This is a genomic window from Qipengyuania sp. NPDC077410, from assembly GCF_044543405.1.
GTDB classification, from domain to species: domain Bacteria; phylum Pseudomonadota; class Alphaproteobacteria; order Sphingomonadales; family Sphingomonadaceae; genus Qipengyuania; species Qipengyuania pacifica.
The window spans coordinates 504,017-528,419 of the sequence record NZ_JBITWB010000002.1; the positions used below are offsets into that span (position 1 = coordinate 504,017).

At 59.6% G+C, this 24,403-nt stretch carries 27 protein-coding genes; 12 read left to right on the forward strand and 15 right to left on the reverse strand.

Annotated features, from left to right (window positions below):
• Positions 1 to 49: 49 nt before the first annotated feature.
• Both ACIGGE_RS10400 and trxB read left to right on the forward strand, forming a co-directional pair.
• Positions 50 to 829, forward strand: a complete 780-nt coding sequence (locus ACIGGE_RS10400) for a tyrosine-protein phosphatase (RefSeq protein ID WP_397490274.1) — start codon at positions 50 to 52, stop codon at positions 827 to 829.
• Between the two features lie 61 nt (positions 830 to 890).
• The gene (trxB, locus tag ACIGGE_RS10405) at positions 891 to 1,877 is read left to right on the forward strand and encodes a thioredoxin-disulfide reductase (protein WP_272020046.1); all 987 of its coding nucleotides are present in this window, start codon (positions 891 to 893) and stop codon (positions 1,875 to 1,877) included.
• A 15-nt stretch (positions 1,878 to 1,892) separates the two neighbouring features.
• On the opposite strand, the gene ACIGGE_RS10410 is transcribed toward trxB, so the two are convergent.
• From ACIGGE_RS10410 to ACIGGE_RS10420, 3 genes are all read right to left on the reverse strand, one after another.
• Positions 1,893 to 2,327 (reverse strand): MAPEG family protein, encoded by a 435-nt coding sequence (locus ACIGGE_RS10410; RefSeq protein WP_103023438.1) that lies wholly within the window; start codon positions 2,325 to 2,327, stop codon positions 1,893 to 1,895.
• A 14-nt stretch (positions 2,328 to 2,341) separates the two neighbouring features.
• Entirely contained in the window at positions 2,342 to 2,794 is a 453-nt protein-coding gene (locus ACIGGE_RS10415; protein WP_196846462.1) for an MAPEG family protein, read from the reverse strand.
• A 68-nt stretch (positions 2,795 to 2,862) separates the two neighbouring features.
• Positions 2,863 to 3,816, reverse strand: coding sequence for a threonine/serine dehydratase (locus ACIGGE_RS10420; RefSeq protein WP_397490275.1), 954 nt, complete (start codon positions 3,814 to 3,816; stop codon positions 2,863 to 2,865).
• A 233-nt stretch (positions 3,817 to 4,049) separates the two neighbouring features.
• On the opposite strand from ACIGGE_RS10420, the gene ACIGGE_RS10425 reads away from it, so the two are divergent.
• The 4 genes from ACIGGE_RS10425 to ACIGGE_RS10440 are packed head-to-tail and all read left to right on the forward strand — an operon-like array spanning position 4,050 to position 7,757.
• Complete coding sequence (locus tag ACIGGE_RS10425) at positions 4,050 to 5,261, forward strand: saccharopine dehydrogenase family protein (protein ID WP_196846460.1); 1,212 nt, start codon at positions 4,050 to 4,052, stop codon at positions 5,259 to 5,261.
• Between the two features lie 2 nt (positions 5,262 to 5,263).
• Positions 5,264 to 5,620, forward strand: coding sequence for a DMT family protein (locus ACIGGE_RS10430; RefSeq protein ID WP_397490276.1), 357 nt, complete (start codon positions 5,264 to 5,266; stop codon positions 5,618 to 5,620).
• Entirely contained in the window at positions 5,617 to 6,579 is a 963-nt protein-coding gene (locus tag ACIGGE_RS10435) for a peptidyl-alpha-hydroxyglycine alpha-amidating lyase family protein (protein WP_397490277.1), read from the forward strand. Before ACIGGE_RS10430 ends, ACIGGE_RS10435 begins: the two co-directional genes overlap by 4 nt.
• A complete protein-coding gene (locus ACIGGE_RS10440) occupies positions 6,579 to 7,757 on the forward strand; it encodes a carboxynorspermidine decarboxylase (RefSeq protein WP_397490278.1) in 1,179 nt (392 codons plus the stop codon). Before ACIGGE_RS10435 ends, ACIGGE_RS10440 begins: the two co-directional genes overlap by 1 nt.
• Here ACIGGE_RS10440 and ACIGGE_RS10445 read toward each other — a convergent pair.
• The gene (locus ACIGGE_RS10445; protein WP_397490279.1) at positions 7,727 to 9,451 is read right to left on the reverse strand and encodes a diguanylate cyclase; all 1,725 of its coding nucleotides are present in this window, start codon (positions 9,449 to 9,451) and stop codon (positions 7,727 to 7,729) included. The genes ACIGGE_RS10440 and ACIGGE_RS10445 overlap by 31 nt on opposite strands.
• Positions 9,452 to 9,709: 258 nt before the next feature.
• Here ACIGGE_RS10445 and ACIGGE_RS10450 point away from each other — a divergent pair, with 258 nt between their 5' ends.
• The gene (locus ACIGGE_RS10450; RefSeq protein WP_375246086.1) at positions 9,710 to 10,912 is read left to right on the forward strand and encodes a type III PLP-dependent enzyme; all 1,203 of its coding nucleotides are present in this window, start codon (positions 9,710 to 9,712) and stop codon (positions 10,910 to 10,912) included.
• A 396-nt stretch (positions 10,913 to 11,308) separates the two neighbouring features.
• Here ACIGGE_RS10450 and ACIGGE_RS10455 read toward each other — a convergent pair whose 3' ends face one another.
• The 7 genes from ACIGGE_RS10455 to murI form a co-directional block, all read right to left on the reverse strand.
• Positions 11,309 to 12,082, reverse strand: coding sequence for a hypothetical protein (locus tag ACIGGE_RS10455; protein ID WP_397490280.1), 774 nt, complete (start codon positions 12,080 to 12,082; stop codon positions 11,309 to 11,311).
• Positions 12,079 to 12,771, reverse strand: coding sequence for a nitroreductase (locus ACIGGE_RS10460; RefSeq protein ID WP_272020053.1), 693 nt, complete (start codon positions 12,769 to 12,771; stop codon positions 12,079 to 12,081). The genes ACIGGE_RS10455 and ACIGGE_RS10460 overlap by 4 nt, the downstream gene beginning before the upstream one ends.
• A 62-nt stretch (positions 12,772 to 12,833) precedes the next feature.
• Positions 12,834 to 14,024, reverse strand: coding sequence for a cell wall hydrolase (locus tag ACIGGE_RS10465; RefSeq protein ID WP_397490281.1), 1,191 nt, complete (start codon positions 14,022 to 14,024; stop codon positions 12,834 to 12,836).
• Between the two features lie 37 nt (positions 14,025 to 14,061).
• On the reverse strand, positions 14,062 to 14,919 hold the full coding sequence (locus ACIGGE_RS10470; protein ID WP_397490282.1) for a TauD/TfdA dioxygenase family protein: 858 nt from the start codon (positions 14,917 to 14,919) through the stop codon (positions 14,062 to 14,064).
• 56 nt (positions 14,920 to 14,975) lie between these two features.
• On the reverse strand, positions 14,976 to 15,254 hold the full coding sequence (locus tag ACIGGE_RS10475) for a YdeI/OmpD-associated family protein (protein WP_397490283.1): 279 nt from the start codon (positions 15,252 to 15,254) through the stop codon (positions 14,976 to 14,978).
• A gap of 6 nt (positions 15,255 to 15,260) precedes the next feature.
• Positions 15,261 to 16,481 (reverse strand): 5-aminolevulinate synthase, encoded by a 1,221-nt coding sequence (hemA, locus tag ACIGGE_RS10480; protein ID WP_397490284.1) that lies wholly within the window; start codon positions 16,479 to 16,481, stop codon positions 15,261 to 15,263.
• A 143-nt stretch (positions 16,482 to 16,624) separates the two neighbouring features.
• Entirely contained in the window at positions 16,625 to 17,419 is a 795-nt protein-coding gene (gene murI, locus ACIGGE_RS10485; protein ID WP_397490285.1) for a glutamate racemase, read from the reverse strand.
• A gap of 134 nt (positions 17,420 to 17,553) precedes the next feature.
• On the opposite strand from murI, the gene plsY reads away from it, so the two are divergent.
• The 3 genes from plsY to ACIGGE_RS10500 are packed head-to-tail and all read left to right on the forward strand — an operon-like array spanning position 17,554 to position 20,739.
• Complete coding sequence (gene plsY / locus ACIGGE_RS10490) at positions 17,554 to 18,141, forward strand: glycerol-3-phosphate 1-O-acyltransferase PlsY (RefSeq protein ID WP_397490286.1); 588 nt, start codon at positions 17,554 to 17,556, stop codon at positions 18,139 to 18,141.
• Entirely contained in the window at positions 18,138 to 19,076 is a 939-nt protein-coding gene (gene dprA / locus ACIGGE_RS10495) for a DNA-processing protein DprA (RefSeq protein ID WP_397490287.1), read from the forward strand. The genes plsY and dprA overlap by 4 nt, the downstream gene beginning before the upstream one ends.
• Positions 18,997 to 20,739: a recombinase family protein gene (locus tag ACIGGE_RS10500; RefSeq protein WP_397490288.1), complete on the forward strand. Its 1,743-nt coding sequence runs from the start codon at positions 18,997 to 18,999 to the stop codon at positions 20,737 to 20,739. The genes dprA and ACIGGE_RS10500 overlap by 80 nt, the downstream gene beginning before the upstream one ends.
• A 454-nt stretch (positions 20,740 to 21,193) precedes the next feature.
• On the opposite strand, the gene ACIGGE_RS10505 is transcribed toward ACIGGE_RS10500, so the two are convergent.
• Positions 21,194 to 21,379 (reverse strand): hypothetical protein, encoded by a 186-nt coding sequence (locus ACIGGE_RS10505; protein ID WP_397490289.1) that lies wholly within the window; start codon positions 21,377 to 21,379, stop codon positions 21,194 to 21,196.
• Positions 21,380 to 21,491: 112 nt separating this feature from the next.
• On the opposite strand from ACIGGE_RS10505, the gene ACIGGE_RS10510 reads away from it, so the two are divergent.
• Both ACIGGE_RS10510 and ACIGGE_RS10515 read left to right on the forward strand, forming a co-directional pair.
• Positions 21,492 to 21,845, forward strand: a complete 354-nt coding sequence (locus tag ACIGGE_RS10510) for a hypothetical protein (protein ID WP_397490290.1) — start codon at positions 21,492 to 21,494, stop codon at positions 21,843 to 21,845.
• A gap of 216 nt (positions 21,846 to 22,061) precedes the next feature.
• Complete coding sequence (locus tag ACIGGE_RS10515) at positions 22,062 to 22,424, forward strand: DUF2958 domain-containing protein (protein WP_397490291.1); 363 nt, start codon at positions 22,062 to 22,064, stop codon at positions 22,422 to 22,424.
• 69 nt (positions 22,425 to 22,493) lie between these two features.
• Here ACIGGE_RS10515 and ACIGGE_RS10520 read toward each other — a convergent pair whose 3' ends face one another.
• From ACIGGE_RS10520 to ACIGGE_RS10530, 3 genes are all read right to left on the reverse strand, one after another.
• A complete protein-coding gene (locus ACIGGE_RS10520) occupies positions 22,494 to 22,772 on the reverse strand; it encodes a hypothetical protein (protein ID WP_397490292.1) in 279 nt (92 codons plus the stop codon).
• Positions 22,773 to 23,107: 335 nt separating this feature from the next.
• Positions 23,108 to 23,485 carry a hypothetical protein gene (locus ACIGGE_RS10525; protein WP_397490293.1) on the reverse strand — a complete coding sequence of 126 codons (378 nt, stop codon included), beginning with the start codon at positions 23,483 to 23,485 and terminating at the stop codon, positions 23,108 to 23,110.
• A gap of 314 nt (positions 23,486 to 23,799) precedes the next feature.
• Positions 23,800 to 24,360, reverse strand: a complete 561-nt coding sequence (locus ACIGGE_RS10530; protein ID WP_397490294.1) for a hypothetical protein — start codon at positions 24,358 to 24,360, stop codon at positions 23,800 to 23,802.
• Positions 24,361 to 24,403 lie beyond the last annotated feature (43 nt).

The following is a 24,403-nucleotide window of genomic DNA, read 5'->3' on the forward strand; positions in this document are numbered from 1 at the left end:
AAGACCTGCGCGATTGCGCATGCGATGCGCGACTGCCACCGTCTCCGCCATGATTCGTGATCCTTTTCTCAAAACGCAGGGCATCCACAACTTTCGCGACTATGGCGGCTGGGCCACGAAAGGCGGGGGTGCCGTTCGTACGGGACTGCTCTTTCGCTCCGGCCATCACGTCGGCGCGACTGACGCAGACCTTGCAGCCATCGCTCCGCTGGACATCCATACCGTCATCGATCTGCGCGGTGAGAGCGAGCGCAGCGCCAACCCCTGCCGGCGGGTCGAGGGTTTTGATGGCGAAGTTCTGTTCTACGAAGGGGAAACGACAAGCAGTCCCCCTCATATGGATATCGATCCCGAGATGAGTGCGGGCGATTTCGCGCGTCAGCGCATGTTGGCAGTCTATACTCGTATGCCCGACAATCCGGCGATGATCGACATGTTCGGCCGCTATCTCAACATTCTTGCTAACAGGGATGGAGCTAGCCTGGTCCATTGTTATGCCGGGAAGGACCGGACGGGCGTTGCGGCGACCATGCTGCTGCATATTCTCGGGGTATCCGAAGAGAACCAGCGACGTGAATTTTTGCGAACCAATGACAGCCCTACGTTCGAAGTTCTCGCGCGCCAGTCACTCCCCGGCATCGAAGCGCGGCTCGGGCGCAAGCTGGATGACAGTGCGGCAAAGGACCTGCTCGGTGTGCGCGAAGAGTATCTCGACCGCTTTCTCGAGATCGCGAGCGATCGCCACGGGAGCTTCGATGGCTATCTGGAGCAGGCGATAGGTGTGGATGAAGCGCTTCGTGAAGCCCTGATCACACGCTTCGTTGCGTGACTCTCGGCCCTGCGGTTCCCATATAGCCGCAAAACCCATTCAGACTTACGGAATTGACGACATGGCTACCCATCGTACCAAGATGCTTATCATCGGCTCGGGCCCGGCAGGGTATTCTGCCGCCATTTACGCAGCGCGAGCCATGATGGAGCCCATCGTGGTGCAGGGGCTGCAGCCCGGCGGCCAGTTGACCATCACGACAGATGTCGAAAACTATCCCGGCTTCGCAGACGTTATCCAGGGTCCCTGGCTGATGGAGCAGATGCAGAAGCAGGCCGAGCATGTCGGTACGCGCATGATGTGGGACACGATTGTCGATGTGGACATAGCCGGCGGATCGCCTTTCAAGGCGATCGGAGACAGCGGCGACGAATACATCGCCGACGTTCTGGTGATCGCCACAGGGGCGCAGGCCAAGTGGCTCGGCGTTCCGGGCGAGCATGAACTGGGCGGCAAGGGCGTTTCAGCCTGTGCCACGTGCGATGGCTTCTTCTATCGCGGCAAGAAGGTAGCAGTGATCGGCGGCGGCAACACGGCAGTCGAAGAAGCCCTGTACCTGACCAACCATTCTGACGATGTGACCCTGATCCATCGCCGCGACGAATTGCGTGCGGAGAAAATCCTGCAGGAACGCCTGCTCAATCATCCGAAGATCAGCGTGCTGTGGAACAAGACGGTCGAAAGTTTCGAGGCCGGTCCGTCGGGAGCACTGGCCCATCTCAACTTGCGCGACACGGTGACTGGCGATGCGAGTACCTTCGACGTCGACGGCGGCTTCGTCGCCATTGGCCACGCCCCTGCCACCGAACTGTTCAAAGGCAAGCTGCCGATGGACGACGGTGGTTACCTGCTGACCGAGCCGGGTTCACCCAAGACGGAAGTTCCGGGCGTATTCGCAGCGGGCGACGTCACCGACCACGTTTATCGCCAAGCGGTTACGGCCGCCGGGATGGGCTGCATGGCCGCGCTCGATGCAGAACGCTTCCTTGCCAACCTCGAGATCGACATCGACGGCCACGCGCATGCAGCCAAGGAGGCTGCAGAGTAAGCGGCCCGGTCCCCGTCAGATGTGAAGATCGAACACGGCGATGGCGGCGTGGAAGATCAACGCGATCAAAGCGATACTGGACAGCGCAAATAGAACGAAGCGGACCATCACGACATTGGCGGTCGCCTGAACCAGCGAGTGGGTGATCCTGAGACCTACATAGATCCAGGCGATCAGCGCGTTCATGCCGTCACCCCAGCCAATCAGGGCGAGCAGAAGCGCCACCGCGTAGAACACCGTCGGCTGTTCGTGCAGGTGGTTGTAGTTATGTGCCTTCCATTGCACCTGCTCGGGAAGGCGTTCGTCGAGCGTGCCGGTCTTGCGCGCGTCGTCGGGCTGGATCTTCGCTTTCGACATGGCCGGAATGCGGGTGGCGTACATCCAGAGCCACATGATCATGGTCCACGCCATCAGCACGACGACAGGCTGGAGAATTTGCGAATCAATCATCGAAGCGGTCCCTGTCATGCCGGCGCCAGGCTCGGGTCATGGAACATGGTTAGGGCAATGGCGCGATAGGCGAGATACATCAGCGCCGCGCTCGACAGGAAGAAGAGCAGGAAGCGGATCTTTACGACGTTTACCGTGGCCTGCCAGACCGAATGCACGATACGCAGAGCGACATAGATCCATGCAGCAACGACGTCGAAAGCACTGGCGCCGAGCAGCGCGATGATGATCGTGACGGCGTAGAACAGCGTCGGCTGTTCCATGAGGTGAGCGTAATTATGCGCTTTCCAGTTGATCTTGTCCGGCAGGACCCCTTCGAGATCCTGGCCGCGACCGCCCGGACGGGCATTTCCCAGGCCGCCACCGGCCTTGCCCATAGCTGGCAGGCGCGTTGCAGCCATCCAGACAAGCATAATCAGCGACCACGCGATCAGTACCGCCGCGGGTGCGAGCATCTGGGCTAGCATTGTCGATTTCCTCCCCTTCGACCCTTGCCGGCGAACGTGCGGCGGCGCGGATGGAATGTCAAACGCAACTATCGATCAGTGATGGTCGCAGCGAAGCTTGCTGCGTCGGTGTTACCGCCGGTGACCATGATCACCGTGTCCTCGTCCACCGCGACCTTGCCCGCCAGCGCTGCGGCAAGGGCGGCAGCGCCGCCGGGTTCGACCACGAGGTTGAGATGGCCGCAGGCGAAGCGCTGTGCTGCCCGGACTTCCTCGTCAGTTACAGTGATACCGGGTTCGGCGCGCCCTTGCAGCACCGACAGGTTGATCGGCTTGGTCGCATCGGGTTGCAGGGCGTCGCAGATGGTGGAAGGCGGGTTCTCGCCGACATGGACCACCTCGCCAGCCGCGATCGCCCGACCGACCATGTCCCACCCGTGCGGCTCGACAATATGAATAGCACTTTCGGGACAGGCGAGAGCGAGACCGGCCGCCAGGCCGCCGCCGCCGCAGCAGACCAGCAGGCGCGACGGTGCACGGCCAAGCTGCGCCTCGGTCTCTATTCCGGCGCTTCCCTGTCCTTCGATGACCCAGGGATCGCCGAAGGCGTGAACGAGGACTGCGCCGCGTTCTTCCACCAGCTTGGCCGCCACGTCGTCCCGGTTTTGGCCGGGGCGGTCATACAGAACGATTTCCGCGCCCAGAGCACGGGTCGCTTCCAGCTTCACCTGTGGAGCGTTGCGCGGCATCACAATCGCGGCGGCAATCCCGAGACGACGAGCCGCCCAGGCAACGCCCTGCGCATGGTTGCCCGAGGAAACGGCGATCACGCCGCGCGCCCGTTCCATGTCATCAAGGTTCGAAAGCCGCCACCAGCCCCCGCGGATCTTGAACGCGCCGACAGGCTGCAGGCTTTCCGCTTTCACATGGCAGCGAACCCCGCCGATCTCGACCGGCAACAGCGGGGTGGGGGGCAAGATAGCGGCGACAGAGCGCGCTGCGGCAAGCACGCCGTCGCGATTCGGTGCGCGGATATCGCTCATCAGTTCGTCGCTCCGGTAGAACACATGGACCGCATGTTACACCGTCCAAGGGCAAAAAAATCCGGCCCGGTTTGGCGCTGCAAACGGGCGGAGAGGGGGCAGGGGATATAATCGGTCATGCACCCGGCTATGCCGAAATTACGCAAAGTAGGAAACGGGGATGGCGGATCGTTTGGCGCTGCCGGTGCATTTCGCTAGGGAGCGCCCAAGATTCGAACCCGGAGAATATTTTCATGTCGACAGTCCTCGTGATCGGTGCCGGCGGCGTCAGCTCGGTCTGCGTCCACAAGATGGCGATGAACCCCGATATCTTCACCAATATCCACCTGGCCAGCCGCACCAAGAGCAAGTGCGATACGATCGCCGCTTCCGTGAAAGAGCGTACGGGGGTGGATGTGAGCACCTATGAGATCGACGCCGAGGAAGTTCCGGCGATGGTCAATCTGATCAAGAAGATCGGTCCCGAACTCGTGGTCAACCTGGCCCTGCCATATCAGGATCTGCCGATCATGGACGCCTGCTTGGAAGCGGGCGTCGATTATCTGGACACGGCCAATTACGAACCGAAGGACGAGGCCAAGTTCGAATATCACTGGCAGTGGGCCTATCAGGACCGCTTCAAAAGTGCAGGATTGATGGCGCTGCTGGGATCGGGTTTCGACCCCGGCGTAACCAGCGTCTTCACCATGTGGCTCAAGAAGCACAAGCTGAAGACCATTCGCCAGCTCGATATTCTCGACTGCAACGGCGGCGACCATGGCCAGGCCTTCGCCACCAATTTCAATCCCGAAATCAACATTCGCGAAGTGACCGCACCGGCGCGCCACTGGGAAAACGGTGAATTCGTCGAAACCCCGGCCATGGGCAAGAAGGTCGAATTCGACTTCGAGGCGGTCGGCCCGAAGAACATGTACATGATGTACCACGAAGAGCTGGAAAGCCTCGCCAAGTTCAATCCGGAGATGGAACGGGCGCGCTTCTGGATGACGTTCGGCGATGAGTACATCAAGCACCTGACCGTCCTGCAGAACGTGGGCATGACCCGGATCGATCCGGTCCGGTATCAGGGCAAGGACATCATTCCGCTCCAATTCCTCGCTGCGGTCCTGCCCAAGCCGGAAACGCTGGGCGAAACCACCAAGGGCAACACCAATATCGGCGTGATCGCGACGGGTGAAGCGCTGGATGGCAGCGGCGAGAAGACGTTCTACATCAACAATATCTGCAGCCACGAAGCGGCGTATGAGGAAACCGGCAACCAGGCGGTTTCCTATACCACCGGTGTGCCGGCGATGATCGGTTCGGCCATGATGGTCACCGGCAAGTGGACCGGCGACGGCGTGTTCAACATGGAAGAAATGGATCCAGATCCCTTCATGGACATGCTCAACGAACATGGCCTGCCGTGGCAGGTGAAGGAACTGGACGGACCGGTGGATTTCTGACCGTGACCCGCGCGGCTGTGTTCGCGCCGATCGTGCTCCTCGCCCTATCCAGCCTGCTGATGAATCTGGCGTGGTACGGCCATCTCAAGGCTCCGCATCGCGCGTTGTGGGTGGCGGTGCTGTTGAGTTGGGGAGTTGCGTTCTTCGAATACATGCTGGCCGTGCCGGCGAACCGCATCGGCGCGCAGAGCTATTCACTGGCTGAGCTCAAGACCATTGCCGAGATCTGCTCCTTGATCGGTTTCGTCATCGTCGCCTGGGCATTGTTCGGAATTCGTCCCGGACTGAACCAGGCGATCGGCTTCATGCTGATCGCTGCGGGGGCGGTGTTCGTGTTTCGCGGACCTTTTCCGTCATGAAGCGGATAGCAATTCTTGCCGCGCTGGCCCTGACGGCATGTTCGGGCCAGACAAAGCCGGAAGACGCGCCGCGCGCCGAAGTGGATGGCAATTGGGCGGAAATCCCGGAAGGCGTCGCCTGGGGCGAAGTCAGCGCCGTCGATACCGACAGCCACGGGCATGTCTTCGTGCTCCAGCGTGCCGGACGCGATTGGAAAGAGCCGTTTCCGTCCAATCCGATCGAAGAGCCGGTAGTTTTCATGTTCGCGCGCAACGGTAAGTTGCTGGGTCGCTGGGGCGCCGGCGAGATGGTGATGCCGCACGGCCTGTCTATCGATGATACGGACAATATCTGGATCACCGATGTGCAACGCGAGCAAGTGCTGCGCTTTTCCCACGATGGCACGCTGGAAATGACGATCGGCGCGCGAGGCAGATCGGACGATGTGCCGGATCATTTCGGCAGACCGACGGACGTTGCCTTCGGCAGGGACACGGTATTCGTAGCCGATGGATATGCGAATTCGCGGATCGCGGTATTCGATCGGCAGGGTAATTTCCTGAGCCAATGGGGCCATGAAGGTTCGGGCGCTGGCGGGCTTGCCGTTCCGCATTCGATCGCGGTGAAGGACGGCAAGGTCTATGTCGCCGATCGCGAGAACCGGCGCATCAAGATATTCAGTGAAGGCGGGCGTCTGCTGGAAACGTACAATACGCCCGGCTATCCCTATGCGGTCAAACCGCTGGGGCAGGGGTATTTCGTGTCAGTCGAAGGGCGCGATGCCAGCGATCGTGAAGGTGCCATCGTGCGCGTCTGGCGGCCGGATGGTACGATCGAGCGCATTCTCGACGCGAGCGGGGAAGGGCCGTCCAAGGGGCACGACCTTGCGATCGGCGGTGACGGAACAATCTATCTGGCCGATCCGGAGGGCAAGCGTGTGCTGACCTTCGAACTGGCCCAGACGACGGAAGACGAGTGATGGAAACAAAAGCCGGCGATCCAGGCGCATTCGCCCAATTCGATCTGGACCGGGTCAGCAGCCCGGCCTTTGTCGTGGATGCGGCAAAGCTGCGCGCCAACTGCCAGGTGCTGGCAAACATCCGCGACGAGGCCGACATCAAGGTGCTGGCTGCGCTCAAGGCCTTTTCGATGTGGTCGACCGCGCCGATCATCGGCGAATATCTGGACGGTGTGTGTACGTCCGGCCTGTGGGAAGCGCGGCTGGCGAGCGAATTCTACGACGGCGAGATCGCGACCTATTCTGCCGCTTATAAGCCCGACGAGCTGGAAGAGGTGTGCCGGCTGTCCGATCATGTGATCTTCAATTCGCCCGGCCAGCTGGAGCGGGCCGCGTTGATCCTGGAAAATGCGCGCGCGGCGGGCCAGGATTTCGATGTCGGGCTGCGCATCAACCCCAAGCATGCAACGGGCGAAGTGCCGCGCTACGATCCGTCCAGCCCGGGCAGCCGGCTGGGTTTCCCGATCGACCAGTTAACGCCGGAAATCATGGCGCAGGTCGATGGTATCCATTTCCACAATCTGTGCGAACAGGATTTCGAACCGCTCCATGCCACATGGGACAAGGTATTCGATGCGATCGAACCGTGGTTCGGCCAGCTCAAGTGGATCAACATGGGCGGGGGCCACCATATCACCCGCGCCGATTACCAGCGCGAGGAGCTGATCGAATTCCTGCGCGATGCGAAAGAGGATACGGGCGCGGAAATCTATCTCGAACCGGGTGAGGCGGTGGCGCTGGATGCGGGTATCCTCGTCGGGACGATACTGGACACCGGTTTCAACGAACTGCCCGTCGCCGTGGCCGACATTTCGGCCACCTGCCACATGCCGGACGTGATCGAGGCGCCCTATCGCCCGGCCATGCTTGGCGAAAGCACGGACCAGACCGTGCCAGAGGTGCGGATCGGCGGGCCATCATGCCTCGCCGGGGACGTGATCGGCGATTACCGCATTCAAGGCGGCGCAGAGGTGGGCAAGCGTTTCGCGTTCCTTGACCAGGCCCATTATTCGATGGTGAAAACCAATACGTTCAACGGGGTCCAGCTTCCCAGCATCTATCTGTGGGACAGCGAAACCGACCACCTCGAGCTGGTGAAAGAGTTCGGCTACGACACCTTCCGCGACAGGTTGAGCTGAGGACCAAGCAGGGGCGCAGCGTCCCTCGTTTCTCGCAGAGGGTCGCGGCGGTCGAAGCATAGCTGGTCGCGGCCGCTTCGCTTGGCATTGTAAAGCAGCAGGTCGGCTTCGCGATAGCTTGCCTTCGGATCTGCGGGATCGACCTTGGCGAGGCCGGCGCTGGCCGTGATCGGCTCGTCCAGACCGGGCACTTCGTTATCGATCGCGAGGGGGATTGCGCGGCGCACCCGGTCGAGTTCGAGCGCGGCCAGTTCGACCGACGCGGCCCGGACGACGACGGCGAATTCCTCGCCCCCCAGCCGCCATGCGCCGACGAAAGAGCCGGTTGCGACCTCACGTCTCAGCATGTCGCCCAACCATTCGAGCACGCGGTCGCCCGTGGCGTGGCCATAGGTGTCGTTGACCGATTTGAAGCGATCGATGTCGATCAGGCCGAGCATGTCTCCCGCCTGCCAGACGCGCGCATCGTAATCGCGTCGATTCCCAAGGCCCGTCAGCGCATCGTGGCGTGCCTCGCGCGCCAGATCGTCGCTGACGGCAAGAGCGGCGTCGCGTTCCTCCCGCAGGGCTTTGACGCGCCAGCCCACGGCCGCCATCAGCGCAGCAGCTTCGAACGCCAGAGACAGGTAGAAGCCGAAGTCGGCGATCGGCGGGAGCGAGTAAAGGCCGAGGTTGCGGACCAGCCGTTCGATGGAAAATACGAAGGGTACGCTCCACGCCATGACGAATACACGCGCGGCCTCGCTACCCTTGCGCCACGCCGAGGTGGTGATCACCAGTGTGGCGATGGAACCGGGGATGAAGCAGAGGTTGTAAGCGGCGCGCATGCTCATACCCAGCAGGGCGCCAAGCGGAAGCAGAAAGCCGCCTGCAAATACCAGCAGGCCGCACGCGATTGCCACCCGCCGCATGGCAGGCGTGATTGCGTCGCGTTCAAAGAAGGTCAGCGCGAAGGGGGCGAGCAGGGCGATCGCCCAGGCGAGAGTGGCGTAGGAAATCACCGAACGCGTCCAGAGCGAGATGCCCGGCGCAATCAGGAATATGAGGGAGCCCGCAGTGGTGACGTAAATGACCAGCAGAACCGAGAAAGCGAAATGCACGGCGGCGAACCAGCGGCGCAGCGCGATCGCCATGAAACCGCTGACAATCGCGGTAAGTATGAGCATGCCGAGGACCACGCCGAGCAGCACCAGCGATCCGGTACGGTCGCGCTCTGCCGCTTCGGTCGACACGACCTTGAGCCCATGGGCGAGATCGGGCCCAAGCGGACGATCGACGCGCACGAACAAGGGGCCGGTGCCGCCAAGGCTGTGCAAGGGGAGGGCAAAGCGGGTGCCGGTCGTCCAGTTCTTTGCAAGCGCGGCGGAACTCATGGCCCGGCTTGCCATGCGACCATCGGACTTTGCCCGCGCAATGATCAAGCCGCTGGATGCCATGGCATCGCCGATGAGAACCGGCTCCTCGACATGCAGCGCCTCTGCGGGGATGCGAACCCAGCTGTGATCCCCGACCGCATCGAGCTTGGCCGCATCGCATATCCAGTTCGAAGAAGCTACTGCCTCCGCCGAATCGAGCAGGTCGTCCGTAGCAAGGATGCAATTCGCCGCGCCGCTTGCTGCGCGCGCATCCACAGCCATCCCGGAAAGGAAGGTTGCGGCGAGCATCATCAGCAAATAGTGGACGGCGCGTCTCATAAAGGCGGCGCTAGCATCACATGTTTGCGTGTGGGTTAATCTTTCGCCTTTTGATAAAAAACGGTTTTTACCGGTCGCCCCATCGCAACTCAGCCTCGCCGCGACCCGGCTGCGCTTGCATTCCTATTCCAACATTTCACTTGCGATTAATGACCCACCATTTATATGCGCCGCTCCCGCTGCCCCAAGGGGACTTCCTAACCGCAAGGCAGCTTGTCGTTTCATGGTCCGCAAGGACTGTTTAGGGGGTCCCTTGAGTTGCCGCATTTCCCTGACGCCCGGTCCGTAGTTCGCGCGCTCGCGCCCGACGAACCCATCATTCTGAACCGCCCGCACGCCGCGGCGCGCGCTGCCCGTTTCTTCGTCGAGAAGTTTCCGGGTAAGTCGCTCTATGCGGTGAAGGCCAACCCGTCGCCGGATCTGGTCCAGATCCTGTGGGACAATGGCGTGACGCATTACGACGTGGCTTCGATCGCCGAAGTGCGGCTGGTGCGTGCGACGCTGCCCGAGGCGACGCTCTGCTTCATGCATCCGGTGAAGGCGCCCAGCGCCATTCGCGAAGCCTATCGCCAGCACGGCGTGAAGACCTTCAGTCTCGATTCCGTCGAGGAACTGGAGAAGATCGTCGATGCATGCCGTGACGATGCGGGCGAACCGGCGCAGGACCTGCGCCTGTGCATCCGTCTGCGCGTATCGAGCGAATATTCCGAGCTCAGCCTTGCGTCGAAATTCGGGTGCGACCTGACCGAGGCGCCCGCGCTGCTGCAGGAAGCGCGCCAGCATGCCGACTGGCTGGGCCTGTGTTTCCACGTGGGCAGCCAGGCGATGACGCCCTTCGCCTATGTACAGGCGCTGGAACGCGTGCGCATCGCCATCGGCGAGGCGTCGGTGGTCATCGACATGATCGACGTCGGCGGAGGTTTTCCCTCGGTCTATCCGGGGATGGAGCCTCCGCCGCTGGAAGACTACTTCCAGATCATCCACCAGAACTTCTACAATCTGCCGATCGCTTACAACGCCGAATTGTGGTGCGAGCCGGGCCGTGCGCTGTGCGCCGAATACAGCTCGCTCATCGTCAAGGTGGAGAAGCGGCGCGGCGACGAGCTGTACATCAACGATGGCGCCTATGGCGCGCTGTTCGATGCGGCTCATGTGGATTGGAAGTTCCCCGTGCGCGCGCTCGAAGACGATCTGATCAAGCCTGAGATGGATTTCGCCTTCTACGGTCCGACCTGCGACGATGCGGATTACATGCAGGGCCCATTCGTCCTGCCCGAAGATATTCAGGCAGGCGATTATATCGAGATCGGTATGCTTGGTGCATACGGCGCGGCGATGAAAACGGACTTCAACGGCTTCGGCGCTGCCGAGCGGATTGTAGTGCAGGACGAGCCGATGGCGAGCCTTTACGATGGTAGCCGCCAGCGTCCGGCGGCGGACAACGTCGTAAGCTTGCGCTAACGCGGGCTAAGCTAGCGAAGAAGAAGAAGGGCCGCCCGTGCTTCGAGCAGGGCGGCCTTTTCATTCGTTGCGACACGATCGGACTCGCGTAATCCAGCCTGACGACGCCGGACTGGATTACGCGTCTGCACGTCCGGAACGCGGGGCTTTCGATGTTTCCTGGCGCTGCTGAGGCGCACCGGGCCGCTGCTTTTTCGCTTCCAGCAACCCCGTGAAAGAGCCTGTCGGCACAAGAAGAATGTTCTTTTTCATTTCTTGCAATCGTCATCGTGAACAGTTGGCAGTGCCGATCGCTTTGCCAGCCTTTCTGTCGGATGAACGGTCGTCGGCCCATCGCACGCCATGAACGGGCGACGGACGAAGTGAACGACAATACGGCCAAAATGAGGCTGTTTCCTAGCCGTACCTTTCGCGATGGGCGTCCAGCGTCGGCCTGACCCTGCCCAACGCTTCGCCGACCAATTCGGGAAATGCGTCACGTTCCAGTTCCAGCACAGCATTGTGTGCTGCTGCTATGCGCTTCGCCCCGGCCCATTGCGTACCGATGTCGAACGCCCAGTCACGAAAAGCGTCGGCCGCACCGGCGCGCGGTTCGAGCGCCTTCGCCAATGTGGGATGAAAGCCAAGCCGGCCCGTGAATGGCATAAGCGAAAGCGGAAAGCCCTTGCGCAGATATACGAAGGTATCATCGACATGAATGGTCCCGCTCGCCCGATGAAACGCGAGCACTGACGAAAAATGCACGCTATCGTCGGAACAGACCAAGGGAACCCCGCTCGGTACCGAAAACGAGAAGTCGTCACTGTACTGCTGTGCGAGTTCGTCCTGTTCGCAGCGAGTGTCTGCCCAGGGCAAGTGGGGCAAATGTTCGTGATGTCGGGCAGTGCCATGGAGCTGCGCGTTTGGAAACGCTTCATGCATCCATTCGCAATGGAGTGTGTGGAAGGGATGCAGGTTGAGCACCGCCTTCACCCTGGCACCGCTATCGGTCAGTTTGAGGATGTCGGAATGGACGGCATCGGGGAGGGTATAACTGTCGAGAAACACAAAATTGCCGTTGGCGAGTCGAACCAGCGAGCATTGCGTTCCCACGTCGAAAAAGCCCCCGACCCGAAAACTGCCGCGAACGGACCAGAAACCGTTACCCAGATCGATGAAGGCGCTACTCATGGAAACCCCACGAAGCGTGCCGCTTCGTTGACCGGCTTGCGCTCGCTGACGACCGCATTGGCTGGAAAACTCTCGTCGGGCCAACCCAGCGCCACTGCTTTCATGATTACCTGCTCCTCTGGAATGCCCGCATGTTCGCGAACCACCGGGCTTTGCATGATGCCCTGCGAATTGATTACGCAGCCGAGGCCGCGGCTCCATGCCGCGTTGACCAGTGCGGTCGTTACGGCTCCGCAATCGAAGGGCGTGTCATCGCTTCCCGACAGTTCGCGATCATAGGCCACGATTACGCAGACCGGCGCATCGAACTGGCGAAAACCGCGCAACACCCAATCCTGCCGTTTTTCCTTATCGTCCCGTTCGATGCCCATCGCTCCGAACAATTGCTTGGCAACCCCGATCTGGCGTTCGCGATGAATGCCTGCAAAAGGCTCTCCGCGCCGGAATTCGCGGCTGTCCGGCTCACCGGCGAGAATCCGTTCCGTATTGCCTTTACGAATGCGGTCGAGAGGTTCGCCCGTGATGACATGGAAATGCCACGGCTGCGTATTCATGGATGTCGGTGAACGCATGGCGAGGGTCAGCACCTCTTCGATTATCGCCCGAGGCACCGGTTTGTCGAGGTAACCCCGGATCGAACGGCGGCTCGTCACCACCTCTTCGTACGTCATATCCGGATTGCCGCTCATCCATCTTCTCCCAAGTCTGTTCGTAGCAGGGTTAGCGCTGCGAATCGAAGGCGCAAAATCCGCTACGGCCTGGTGGGCAGGCAGGTGCCAACGTCGGGCGCAGGGAAGGTGCGGCAGTCGAAGAAGATCGCTTCTGCCGCGTTCGCGCTTGCCGAAACAAAGCTGAAGCGCACGCTTCGGCGGGCTTCTTCAGTCAGTGGCAGCTTGGCCGGAATGTTGCTCGCATCGCTCCATCCTTGCACGCGGCAGTACCCTTCGCTCCCACACAGCGCCCGTGCCTTGTCGACCAGCGCCGCTGGCGAGTCAGACGATGATACGAGCACGAAATGTATTCCCGCGCCTGGCGAAGACGGTGTTGCGTCGCCCGCTTCGGTGGTTTGGTTTACCAGCTCGGTCGTGATGCTACGCACCGCTTCGCCGCCCTGCATGAGGGTGGTGAGTGGGTTGGCCGTTGCCACGGTCAGTGCCGTTTCCTGCAAGCGCAGCGGATCCGGTTCTCCTCCGCCATAACGAGCGGAGAGTGCATTCCGCGTGCCCCAGAAACCGCGCCAGCGGAAGAAGATATGGGGGCCGACCTGCGCCACCTTGTCGAGCTTGTCGCTCCACCATGGATAGACGTAATTCGCATGAAAGTGGGTGGCGTTGCCGACAGTCGCATCGATAGCGCCGGCGAGCATTTCGTCGGCCCGTGCACGGGATGCCCGCCAGGCAGCATCGGAATAGCGACGCGCCAGCGACCCATCACAGGTGAAGCTGAACTGGCAACCGGTCGGTCGCTGCGAGCCTTCGAAGACCACGCCGCAGACTGTTTTGGCGAATGCAGGATGGCGAACGCGATTGAGTATGACCTGCATCACCGCGCGTTGATCACCGTCGCCGCCGCCCGCTTCGGCCATTCCGGCGAGAGCCAGACAGTCGCGCGCACGCGCCCGATCCGCGCTGCTTCCGCGAAACGAAAACGGAGTGGCCTTGCCCGGTCCCGCCTCTGCGAACCCGACTGCCGCATTACGGGCCTGTGCATCATCTGCGGCAAGCTGGGAGAGGATCACCGTGTCTTCGCCCGTGGCGGGAAGATCCGGTACGGCAGGAAGGGGAAGGACCTCCTCCACCGCGGCCTCCCGATCATGAACGGGAGAGTGGGGCGTCTGGTGGAAAAGCCCCAGGAACAGGAAGGGCAGCAGCAGAAGGCCGACCAACGCCAGCGCCGGAGCAAAATCGCGTTTCGATCGCGTGCCAGAACCGTTGCCATTCATCGGGGCTATTTAAGCCGGTTTTTTCCCGCTTCCAGCGTCAGGCTTCGAAATAGGGTCTGTCGCCTGCGATCGTCACGCGTTCCATCACCCGCCTCGCAGGGAAATAATCGCTGGCGGCAAAATGCTGGCAGGCGCGGTTGTCCCAAAAAGCGATCGAACCAACACGCCAGCGAAAGCGGCATTGAATTTCCGCATCGCGCGCCGTGGCGAACAGGTGATCGAGTAGCCACCGACTTTCGGCCTCGTCCAGCCCATCGATGTGGGATGTGAAGGCGGTGTTGACGTAAATCGCCCGTTCGCCTGTCTCGGGATGCGTGCGGATGACAGGATGGCGCGTGGGTGGATATTGATCGTGCAGTTCTTCCGGTCGCTTGCCGAGCCGACGGGCAAAAACGCGAGCAATGTCGTGAACGGCGGTGAGACCTTCGCAGAAACGCTTCATCTGATCGGACAGCCGTTCGTACGCCATATGCATGTTCGCGAAGAGCGTGTCGCCGCCACATTCCGGCACCTCGCGCGCAAGCAGGATCGATCCGAGCGATGGTTCTTCGCGCCAAGTGACATCGGAATGCCAGGCATTTTCCTGACCGCGGCTTTTGGGTCCGTGTTCGATCCGCAGCACTTCGGGATCGGGCTGGTCCTTAGGCGTCGCCGGGTGGATTTCGAGTTTTCCAAAGTGGCGCGCAAAAGCGATATGCTGCGCCGTGGTGAGATCCTGATCGCGGAAGAAGATGACACCATGTTTGAGAAGGGCCGCCCGGATTTGAGGTATCCGATCACCGATATCCGTCGACCCCAGGTCGATGCCCAGAATTTCGGCCCCAATGGCAGGCGTCATCGGCCTGATGTCGAGCGTGCCGGTATCGAGCTTCGTGCGGTCGAAGGTAGTTGCCATTTATCTCTCTCCTCGAGGCGTAGCATGCCACAAGGGGAGGAGAACTGGCTAGAGGGTCATGCGTCGACGAACTTGCGCGCGCTTTCGCGCCGGTGCGGGCAGCCGGGCCAGCAGCACGGGCGCTTTTTCCCCTCAAGGATTTCCTCGTGCAGCCGCTCGCGACGCTTTTCGCGCGTAGCCTCCTGCTTGGCGGACAGGGTCCAGCAGATCCATTCATTTCTGGCGAGCGGGGTCAGCGCTTCCCATTTCGCCAACAGCGAAGCATCGCCATCGAGCATAGCTTTAAGTTCTGGGGTGAGCTGGTGGCGAAAGTCGGGGTCGGCTGCCTTTGCCACGCCGCTTCAGGCCGCTTTGGCCAGTTCCATATCCATCCGGTCCCAGATCTCTACCAGGGCAGACACGAGGTCGTCCATCATGGCGGGAGTGTGCGCCGGGCCGGGCGTGAAGCGGAGCCGTTCCGTGCCGCGCGGTACGGTGGGGAAATTGATCGGCTGTACGTAGACGCCGTATTCGGCAAGCAGGATGTCGCTGATCTTCTTGGCGTGAACCGGATCTCCCACCATCAGCGGGACGATATGCGTTACGCTGTCCATGACCGGAAGGCCCGCATCGCGCATCTTCTGCTTGAGCAGTTCGGCGGCAGCCTGCTGACCTTCGCGCTCCTCGCTCGACGCCTTGAGATGGCGGACCGATGCCAGCACGCCAGCCACCAGAGCAGGGCTGAGCGATGTGGTGAAAATGAAGCCGGGCGCATAGGACCGGATGCAGTCGACGATCTTCCTTTCCGCTGCGATATAGCCGCCCATCACGCCGAACGCCTTGCCCAGCGTGCCTTCGATGATGTCGATACGATGTGCCGCTTCGTCGCGTTCCGAAATGCCGCCGCCGCGCGGGCCGTACATGCCGACGGCGTGCACTTCGTCGATATAGGTCAGCGCGTTGTATTTTTCCGCAAGGTCGCAGATCGCATGGATCGGTGCGACGTCGCCATCCATCGAATAAACGCTTTCGAAGGCGATCAGCTTGGGCGTGTCCGCATCTTCGGCAGCCAGCAACTGTTCGAGGTGTTCGAGATCGTTATGGCGGAAGACGCGCTTTTCGCAGCCCGAATTACGGATGCCCGCAATCATGCTGGCGTGGTTCAATTCGTCGGAAAAGATCACGCAGCCCGGCAGCAGCTTCGCCACGGTCGACAGCGTAGCGTCATTGGAAACATAGCCGCTGGTGAACAACAGGGCCGCGTCCTTGCCGTGTAGATCCGACAGTTCGGCTTCGAGCTGGACGTGATAATGGGTGTTGCCACCGATATTGCGCGTTCCACCCGAACCGGCGCCCACATCGTGCAGCGCTTCTTCCATGGCCTCGATGACCTTGGGATGTTGCCCCATGGCGAGATAGTCGTTCGAGCACCACACGGTGACCGGCTTTGGACCGTTGTGACCAGCAAAACACCGCGCGTTAGGGAAGGCGCCCTTGTTGCGCAGGATGTCGATAAAGACACGATAGCGGCCTTCCTCATGGAGTCGGGCAATCGCTTCGTCGAAGATCTGGTCGTAGTTCACGGCGTAGTCGCTCGTATCTGCGCCGCCCTTCCGCGGCTGACTATGCGGCTCGCCCTAATCGAATGCGTTGCAAATCGCCACTGCGATCTTTGCGAACGATTCTCACCTGTCGAAACAAGCTCTGCTGGCCGAAACCCGGCTGGCTAAAGAACTTCGAGGCGATCGAGACCGATTTGCGACAGGGGCCCGCGTACCTTCTCGAAGTTTTCGAGAGAGCCGGTTGTCACGGCCCGGTCCGGTACGGTGCGCGTCATGGGCTGTCCTTCGACCAGTTGAGCGACCCGCCGCGCAATGCCGTGCGCGCCATGTACGAATCGAACGCCGGGTCCAAATGCTTCGCCGAGCTCCTGCTCGAGCAGGGGGAAGTGGGTGCAGGCGAGCACCACCGTATCGATTTCGTTGCCGCGAGCCTGCTGAACCAGCCCCCGGGCAGCTTCCGCCACGGCGTCGACGTCAACTTTCTCGCCGCGCAACTTAGCTTCCGCCAGGGTGACAAGGTCGTTGGCACCGTAACGCAGCAATTTCTTGCCGCCGGCGAATTCGCGTTCGAGATCGTCGACATATCTCTGGCGGATCGTCGCCTCGGTGCCGAGCAGGCCGAAGACGCCCGTCTGTGTCATGGCGGCAGCTGGCTTGATCGCGGGAACGGTGCCCACGATCGGAGTTTCCAGCACGTCGCGAACCATGCCGAGCGCGATCGTGCTGGCCGTGTTGCAGGCGATACAGATCAGGCGCGGCTGGTAGCGTTCGGCCATGCGGCCCAGCAGCCCCGCCACGCGGGCGGCGATTTCCGCTTCGCTTTTCGCGCCGTAGGGCAGGCCAGCCATGTCGGCTGCATAGATGATCGGCGCTTGCGGCAGCAGTGCGCGCAATTCTGCCAGCACGGTGAGCCCGCCGACACCGGAATCGAACAACAGGATGGGGGATGATGCGTCCAAAGCGGATTTTCTTTACGATGCGGGTGTGAAGGTGACGTCAGTCGGGCATTGCCCAAGGCCCGTACTTACTTTTAGAGCGAGTTCATAGAGAAAGGGCGCGACCGTTCCCGGTTCGTCCATAAGCGGAGTTTCCCGTGGAAGCATTATACGCAGCGCTGCTCGGCTACCTGATCGGATCCATTCCGTTCGGCCTTTTGCTCACCAAAGCCGCCGGCATGGGGGACGTGCGCAGTATCGGCTCCGGCAATATCGGCGCGACCAACGTACTGAGAACGGGCAACAAGGGATTGGCGGTAGCCACGCTTGTCCTGGATCTAGCCAAGGGGCTCGCTCCGGTCGTCATCGCGGGGCAGCTCTGGGGCGAAATGCCAATGGCATTCGCTGCGGGTGCTGCGGTGCTGGGACACTGTTTCCCCGTGTGGCTGGGGTTCAAAGGCGGCAAGGGCGTCGCCACCAACGCCGGCGTTTCGTTCGGCCTCGCTTGGCCGATAGGGCTCGCCTATGCTTTCGTATGGCTCAGCGTGCTGGCAATTTTCAGGGTATCTTCGCTTGCCGGTATGGCCGCGGTGGTCGCCGCCGCTGCCGCCGCACCTTTGTTCGGATACCCGCAGTTCTTTCCGGTTCTCGCCGCGATCGCGGTGGTGATCATCTACCTTCACCGCGCCAATATCACGCGCCTGATGAAGGGAGATGAACCGAAGGTCGGCGGCAGCAGGAAATGAACGCACCCGCGCATCCGGCGTTATCGCAGGAGGAAGCGTTCGCCCGTATACGCTTGCTACGTTCTCCCAATATCGGCCCGGTCAGCTATGCCATGCTGCTGCAGCGTTTCGGCGCCGCTACGGAGGCGTTGGAAGCGCTGCCCGATCTGGGAAAACGCGGCGGGAGACAGTACCGTGCGATACCGGCTGAAAAGGTCGAACGCGAGGTGGAAAGCGTGCGCAAAGCGGGCGCCAAATACCTTTTCCACGATCAGCCCGGCTATCCCGCATTGCTCCGTGAAATCGAAGGCGCGCCGCCGATCCTGACATGGCGCGGGGACCTATCGCTTGCCGCCAGACCATGCGTGGCCATCGTCGGTGCCCGCAACGCCAGTGCGGCGGCGGTCAAGCTGGCACGCGAATTTGCAAAAGGGCTGGCGGAAGCGGGCCTTACAGTCGTTTCGGGTCTTGCCCGCGGCATCGACGGCGCTGCGCATGAGGGTGCTTTTCCTCACACAATTGGCGTGATCGCCAGCGGCATCGACATTGCCTATCCCCCACAGCATGCGGAGTTGCAGGATCGGATCGCTACCGAAGGTCTGTTGCTTGCAGAACAACCTCCGGGCACCGAACCGCGTGGAAGCCACTTCCCCAGCCGCAACCGCATCATTGCCGGGCTGGCGAGCGGGACGCTCGTGGTGGAAGCGGCGGTAAAATCGGGTAGCCTCATTACAGCTCGATTGGCGGGAGAGGCCGGGCGCGAGGTCATGGCAATACCCGGCAGCCCGCTGGAAGCCCGCAGCCACGGCTGCAACCATCTGATAATGTCAGCGGCAGTAGCACAAAACTCTGGAATGTGCTTATCCGGAGTGAGCAATGACAATCCCTGCCTACGTTTACGCCCGTTTCTCCAGCATGGAGCAAGGAAAGGGCACCTCGCTAAAGCGGCAGCTTGAAAGCGCCCGCGACTTTATCAAACAACATTCCGATTGGGATTACCCTTTCACGGACCCGCTAGCGCAGCAGGAACGCGATTTCACGGATCAGGGCAAGTCCGCATACGCTGGCGTCCATCGTGAAGCTGGTGGCGCTTTGTACGAGCTTGAGCGCAAAGCTACGGCAGGGCACTTCCGAAATGGTGCTGCGCTTGTCGTTGAGAACTTGGACCGCTTAACGCGCCAAGGGTGGGAAGAAGCCCTCAAGATTCTCACGACACTCACCACTAATGGAATGAGCGTCCACACCATCCACGGTGGGAAGAGGTTCAACGCTTTCGAGAAGCCCGACATGGGGCAAGTCATTACCGTTATCGTAGAAGCGGAAGCTGACCACAGGGCCAGTGACGACAAGAGCAAGCGACTGCGCAAGGCGTGGGATGCAAAGATTGAAGCCATCCAGAATGGCGACCGCAAGGCGTTCAGCAAGCATCTGCCAGCATGGTTAGAAATTGACCCCAAGACAGGCGAATGTGTGGCGAACGAACACAGGGCCGAAATTGTCCGCGAGGTCTACGAGAAGTACGTCAATGGACAAGGACTGCCATCCATCGTCCGAGACATAAACGGACGCGGTGAAACATCATGGGCGCGAGGCTCACGCAAGGGCAATGGCTGGAACACTGCCTACCTGCACAAGCTGCTCAAGAACCGCGCAGTCCTAGGTGAGTTTGCTCCCAAGTCTCGCAAGCATAGCGAGGCGTCACACCACGCTGTCAGCAAGGGCATCGTGATACCTGACTACTATCCGCAAATTGTACCAACGGACCTGTTCAACAAAGCACAGGCGACAAAGCAACAGCGAAAGGCGATTGGTGGCAAGGAGGTAAGCCGACTGCGCAACCTGTTCGCAGGATTGGCTAGCTGCTCGGAATGCGGTTCCAAAATGTATTATCAGTTGGAACAGCGGAAGGACCGCAAGGTCCAACACAAGACGAAGAAGGGCGAAAAGCGGACCTACACGGTTCGCACAGACCGTTCCTCATTCCGCTGCAATAGCAACCGCCGTTCGGCAGGATGCACCAACAAGACGCGCATCCGATACGAGAATTTGGAAACAACCATCCTCGATGTGTTGCTCACAAGTGCGCTCGACAATCGCGACTTCGCCATGCCGGATCGCATTGCCGAGATTGAGAACGCAATCGCGGAGCGTGAACGCCACATCACCCACTTGGAAGCACAGGCCAAAAACCTAGTAGACAACCTCGCTGCTAGGTTCAGCGAAGCACTGGCAAACAGGCTTGGCGACCTAGAGGAAGAGATAGGCGCAGAGCGTGACAATAACGAAGCCCTGCGCAAAGAGCTTTCGGGAGCCAAGGGCAGCGCAAGCCCCGAACAACACATTGCCCGCGTCAGAGAGGTACGGGGCAGCTTACAGGACAAGGACGAGGAAGTCCGCTACGCTGCTCGCTCCAAAGTAAGCCACGCGCTGCGCAACATCATAGGGTCAATGACCTGCTATCCAGACAAGCGCACCTACGTCCACACGGACCTGTTCAGCATCCGTATAAACGCAGATGGCTCACACGACGTTATTGACGTTGTTGAAGACGCTAAGGCGCACAGGGAGCAACTACCAGCGCAAGTGCTGGCACAGTTGCAACGGGTGGAAGCGGGGTAAATGGACGGGAGGGCGACCCTCCTCCCGTCCTAGCGAGGAAGGAACACATAGCTGCGTCTATGTCTTGTCCCGTATCACTCGCCATTAACAGTAGGTCCAACTGCCTCGCTAGTGCTTCTAGCTGTGAGCAATCTTCTGGTAGATCGAAGGCTAGTTTGATAGCCTCACGTAGTACATCCTCGTCCATACAATGTAGTCCTTCCAATCGCGCATCTAGCACGAATCATCTACCTTGCAAGTAAAATTACAGGATAGTGTTTGACAGCTACATGTATGGCGTTATCGCGGCTGTTGAGTCTCTAGTGCGGGTGACTATGCGTTCCATACACGTAGTCCTTCCAAACCCCGCTAGAGGCTCACTCTATCTAAGATGCCCCTGTGCAGCCCTGTAAGGGTCAGACATGGAAAAGGCGCTAACTTGTAGCGCCTAGTCCTTAGCTTTGCTGTATGGGCGTTAGATACGCGGCACTTCCATTTCCACCCCGTCAATCTCGATCATAAAGTGGTCTTCGTACCGCGTGTAAAACACCGGTGTTTCATCGAACTTGATGCAGCCTTCGTTCTCGTTCCAGTAGGTAGCGTCGAGGTCCAGATTTTCTTGAATCTGCGTTACGATGAATTCGAGGTCTACGATCTGCATGTCTGTTACCTTGTGCTAGTTGGTAACAGATCTAAAAGACGCCATTCAGGAGTAAGAGCAACCAGAAAATGCAGATACAGGTAACGGCTCGTCGATAAGGCTAAGTAGGTACATGCCTGCTATCCCTATCAAGTACCTTCTACTCGCGCTGTTCGTTATCGGGCTTTGCTCAACTGCCTACTTTGGATGGCGCAGTTACAACGCTGCGATTGAGCGCGCTGCTAATCTACAGAACGAGTTAGATGACAAGGTAGCAGAGTTGGAAGCTACCAAAACAACCTATGAAGCAATCGTAGGTGGGATGGCCTCAAACGAAACCGAGAGAGTGCGGATTATTGAACGCACCGATACCATCAAGGAAGAGGTACATGCCTATCCAGTCACTACGCAATGCGTTGACAGTCCTGCTGTTAGGCACGTTCTTGGCCGCTTGTCAGACAACGCAGACAACTCCACCAAGGATTGAGTACCCCGCACCGCTGTTCGAGTGCTTAGATGCGCCTGACGCTTCCACGGTAACGGACGACACCAAGCTAGCGATCTACATTGCGGAATTGGCTGGTGCCCATGAGGACTGCAAGACGCGCCTCAAAACACTGCAAGGCATAGTGAACCAAAAATCTGGATGACATTCAGGGTCGCTGGTGTCTTCTGACATTGCTCCACAACACGGAGCAAACAGATGAACTGGTACAACATACTCAAGGGTGACACGCGGGATCAGTTGGAGAACAACTGGCGCGAGCAAGCTAAGGTCAAAGGCACCAGCAAGGAAATTGACTACAAGCCAGCCTGCAAGCTGTTCATCCCTTGGGCATCAGGCACATGGCTGCTCACAGAGCTTGAACCCGGCACTACCCTCGCATTCGGCCTCTGCGATCTAGGATTTGGTACGCCTGAACTTGGCGATGTATGCCTCCACGAACTCTACAGCGTAGAAGGCCCCGGCGGCTTGCGCGTTGAGCAGGACATTCATTTTACCGCGAAGAAAACGCTGCGCGAGTACACCAAGGATGCAATGCGTATCGGCTGCATCGTGGTATAACTACCGACAGCTTGAGGGTTGGAGACCAAGCGAAGCGAGAGCGCACCAACGCTCTCGCTTCAACCATGACTAAGCTACAGCAGGCGTATCGTAGACAGGCGCTAAGCTACCACCAAACACATCTATGAACGCCATAGCATACGCTAGTCGGTCAAAGTCTAGCACAAGGCATTCAGCTTCGAGGCTAGTATCTTCGTCAACCTGTTTTTCCAATTTGCTATCACAGTGGGTCTTTAGCCACTTATCAATCAACTCCAAAACGGTGCAGGTATTATCGGCCATCTCACGCTTTATCGCGCTAATGGTTTCTGCTGGATCATGGGGTTTCAAGTAGTCTTTGTAAGCCATAGGTAGCGACAGAAATACGGAACAGTGCAATTTCATTCTCCTAAAAAGTCAGCGTCGTTGCTGACAATTGAATGCTCTCACGAATCCCAAATCTGTCGAGCGAATTGTTTTGTAGACAGATCCCAAACCCGTGCTACCGTCTCGTCATAGCTTGGGGGTCTAAGGGGGCAGATACGCCGTAGGACGCCCTCTAAGGGGTCAAGGAAGGCGGCAATACCTTTCCCGCTTACCAACTGCACCAAACCATTTGCCAGCCATTCTGGCCCTCTATGGCCCTGATACAGAAAACCCCCAAGCCAAGGACTCAGGGGCAATCTGCGCAGCAGAGGAAAGCGTTACCGCTGCGAAACTTCCAATACTGCCGAGAAGTGGTTGATTGGAATGTAGACGACGAACGAGCGTTCGCTTTCCGTGGAATGCACTAGCACAGGCACTTTGTCGTATTCGTCCGCGTAGTGGGCAAGCTGCTCGTCCGAGATTGTCAGCTTGAATTCCTCGGTGAACAGATAGCTATCGCCTAGCCATTCAGATGAATCCCCCACCTGCTCAAACGGTACGCGCTCACCATCTTTGAACGTCGCGTGATCGTAGCTGCGGAAGTCCTCGGGGTAACGGACTAGCCCGCTGACCTCTATGGCCCCTGCTACGCCCTTCTCGACAGTGCGGCTGACAATAGCATAGCCATCCGTCCTATCGCGCGCAGTGAACCTCACAGGGGGAGCCATGAACTTGCGCAGCCCTGTTGCCTCATTGGCTTCCACTTTGACCCGCGTTGTATCGCTTGCCAGTTGTACGGCGTCGGGTGCAGCACCAAACACCGGACTAACGAACGTAAAAATGCCAACTACACTTCCAACACATAACCTAAGCATAACCTAACCTCCATGTTACAGAGGCCAGACCAGCTAAAACCAGAATAACTGGAAGTCAGCCGAAGAGTTGGAAATGGTTAGTGGTTTGTTAAGGTCATGAAAAAGCCCGCCACCGGTTAGGTAGCGGGCTTCTTGTAGACTAGCTGGATTGCAGCTTAGTCGAGAGCGGGAAGTTCCTTGTAGGCTTTGAGGACTTCGGCCTTGTTCCAGCCCTTCTTCTCGACGTTAGCGTCAAGCAACTCGTTTGCGCGTTCCTCACCGTACCGCTTGACGTTGCGACGGTGCGTAAGTTCGGGCTTAATTTCCCGAACAGTGTCGCTAGGTGCGCGCTGCGCAGTGCTAGCAGAGGACTGGTCGCGTCCTTCCCATGCCTTGCGGATCATGTCGTCCATGTCGCCCTTCTCGATAGCCTTCTTGGCTTCCTCGAAGAACGCAACAGCGTCGGCCTTGATGATTTCGTCATTGCTCGTTTGGCCCGTGGTGTTGCCCACTACGGACACGGTGCCGATGTTGAGGCCAACGGACGCACCATCCTTGCCTTCCTTGACCTTGTACCAGCGCGTAACGCTCTTGCCGGGTTCCTTCTTCACGGAAGCGATAACGCTATCCAGCTTCGTGAGCAGTTGCTTCTTCTTCGCGGGCACAGGGTCCACTACCGGAGCAGCGTGGAATTCCTTAGCGACTTCCTTGTCGGACTTGAGAAAATCGAGAGCCATGTTGAGTACCTTCCTGTTGTGCTTTGTACCAAGTGCGTCTTGT

What these genes read in the sequence shown, in the direction of transcription:
- ACIGGE_RS10400 (WP_397490274.1), top strand. Translation starts at nt 50, where the DNA reads ATGATTCGTGATCCTTTTCTCAAAACGCAGGGCATCCACAACTTTCGC.
- trxB (WP_272020046.1), top strand. Translation starts at nt 891, where the DNA reads ATGGCTACCCATCGTACCAAGATGCTTATCATCGGCTCGGGCCCGGCA.
- ACIGGE_RS10410 (WP_103023438.1), bottom strand. Translation starts at nt 2,327, where the DNA reads ATGATTGATTCGCAAATTCTCCAGCCTGTCGTCGTGCTGATGGCGTGG.
- ACIGGE_RS10415 (WP_196846462.1), bottom strand. Translation starts at nt 2,794, where the DNA reads ATGCTAGCCCAGATGCTCGCACCCGCGGCGGTACTGATCGCGTGGTCG.
- ACIGGE_RS10420 (WP_397490275.1), bottom strand. Translation starts at nt 3,816, where the DNA reads ATGAGCGATATCCGCGCACCGAATCGCGACGGCGTGCTTGCCGCAGCG.
- ACIGGE_RS10425 (WP_196846460.1), top strand. Translation starts at nt 4,050, where the DNA reads ATGTCGACAGTCCTCGTGATCGGTGCCGGCGGCGTCAGCTCGGTCTGC.
- ACIGGE_RS10435 (WP_397490277.1), top strand. Translation starts at nt 5,617, where the DNA reads ATGAAGCGGATAGCAATTCTTGCCGCGCTGGCCCTGACGGCATGTTCG.
- ACIGGE_RS10440 (WP_397490278.1), top strand. Translation starts at nt 6,579, where the DNA reads ATGGAAACAAAAGCCGGCGATCCAGGCGCATTCGCCCAATTCGATCTG.
- ACIGGE_RS10445 (WP_397490279.1), bottom strand. Translation starts at nt 9,451, where the DNA reads ATGAGACGCGCCGTCCACTATTTGCTGATGATGCTCGCCGCAACCTTC.
- ACIGGE_RS10455 (WP_397490280.1), bottom strand. Translation starts at nt 12,082, where the DNA reads ATGAGTAGCGCCTTCATCGATCTGGGTAACGGTTTCTGGTCCGTTCGC.
- ACIGGE_RS10460 (WP_272020053.1), bottom strand. Translation starts at nt 12,771, where the DNA reads ATGAGCGGCAATCCGGATATGACGTACGAAGAGGTGGTGACGAGCCGC.
- ACIGGE_RS10465 (WP_397490281.1), bottom strand. Translation starts at nt 14,024, where the DNA reads ATGAATGGCAACGGTTCTGGCACGCGATCGAAACGCGATTTTGCTCCG.
- ACIGGE_RS10470 (WP_397490282.1), bottom strand. Translation starts at nt 14,919, where the DNA reads ATGGCAACTACCTTCGACCGCACGAAGCTCGATACCGGCACGCTCGAC.
- dprA (WP_397490287.1), top strand. Translation starts at nt 18,138, where the DNA reads ATGAACGCACCCGCGCATCCGGCGTTATCGCAGGAGGAAGCGTTCGCC.
- ACIGGE_RS10500 (WP_397490288.1), top strand. Translation starts at nt 18,997, where the DNA reads ATGACAATCCCTGCCTACGTTTACGCCCGTTTCTCCAGCATGGAGCAA.
- ACIGGE_RS10505 (WP_397490289.1), bottom strand. Translation starts at nt 21,379, where the DNA reads ATGCAGATCGTAGACCTCGAATTCATCGTAACGCAGATTCAAGAAAAT.
- ACIGGE_RS10510 (WP_397490290.1), top strand. Translation starts at nt 21,492, where the DNA reads ATGCCTGCTATCCCTATCAAGTACCTTCTACTCGCGCTGTTCGTTATC.
- ACIGGE_RS10515 (WP_397490291.1), top strand. Translation starts at nt 22,062, where the DNA reads ATGAACTGGTACAACATACTCAAGGGTGACACGCGGGATCAGTTGGAG.
- ACIGGE_RS10520 (WP_397490292.1), bottom strand. Translation starts at nt 22,772, where the DNA reads ATGGCTTACAAAGACTACTTGAAACCCCATGATCCAGCAGAAACCATT.
- ACIGGE_RS10530 (WP_397490294.1), bottom strand. Translation starts at nt 24,360, where the DNA reads ATGGCTCTCGATTTTCTCAAGTCCGACAAGGAAGTCGCTAAGGAATTC.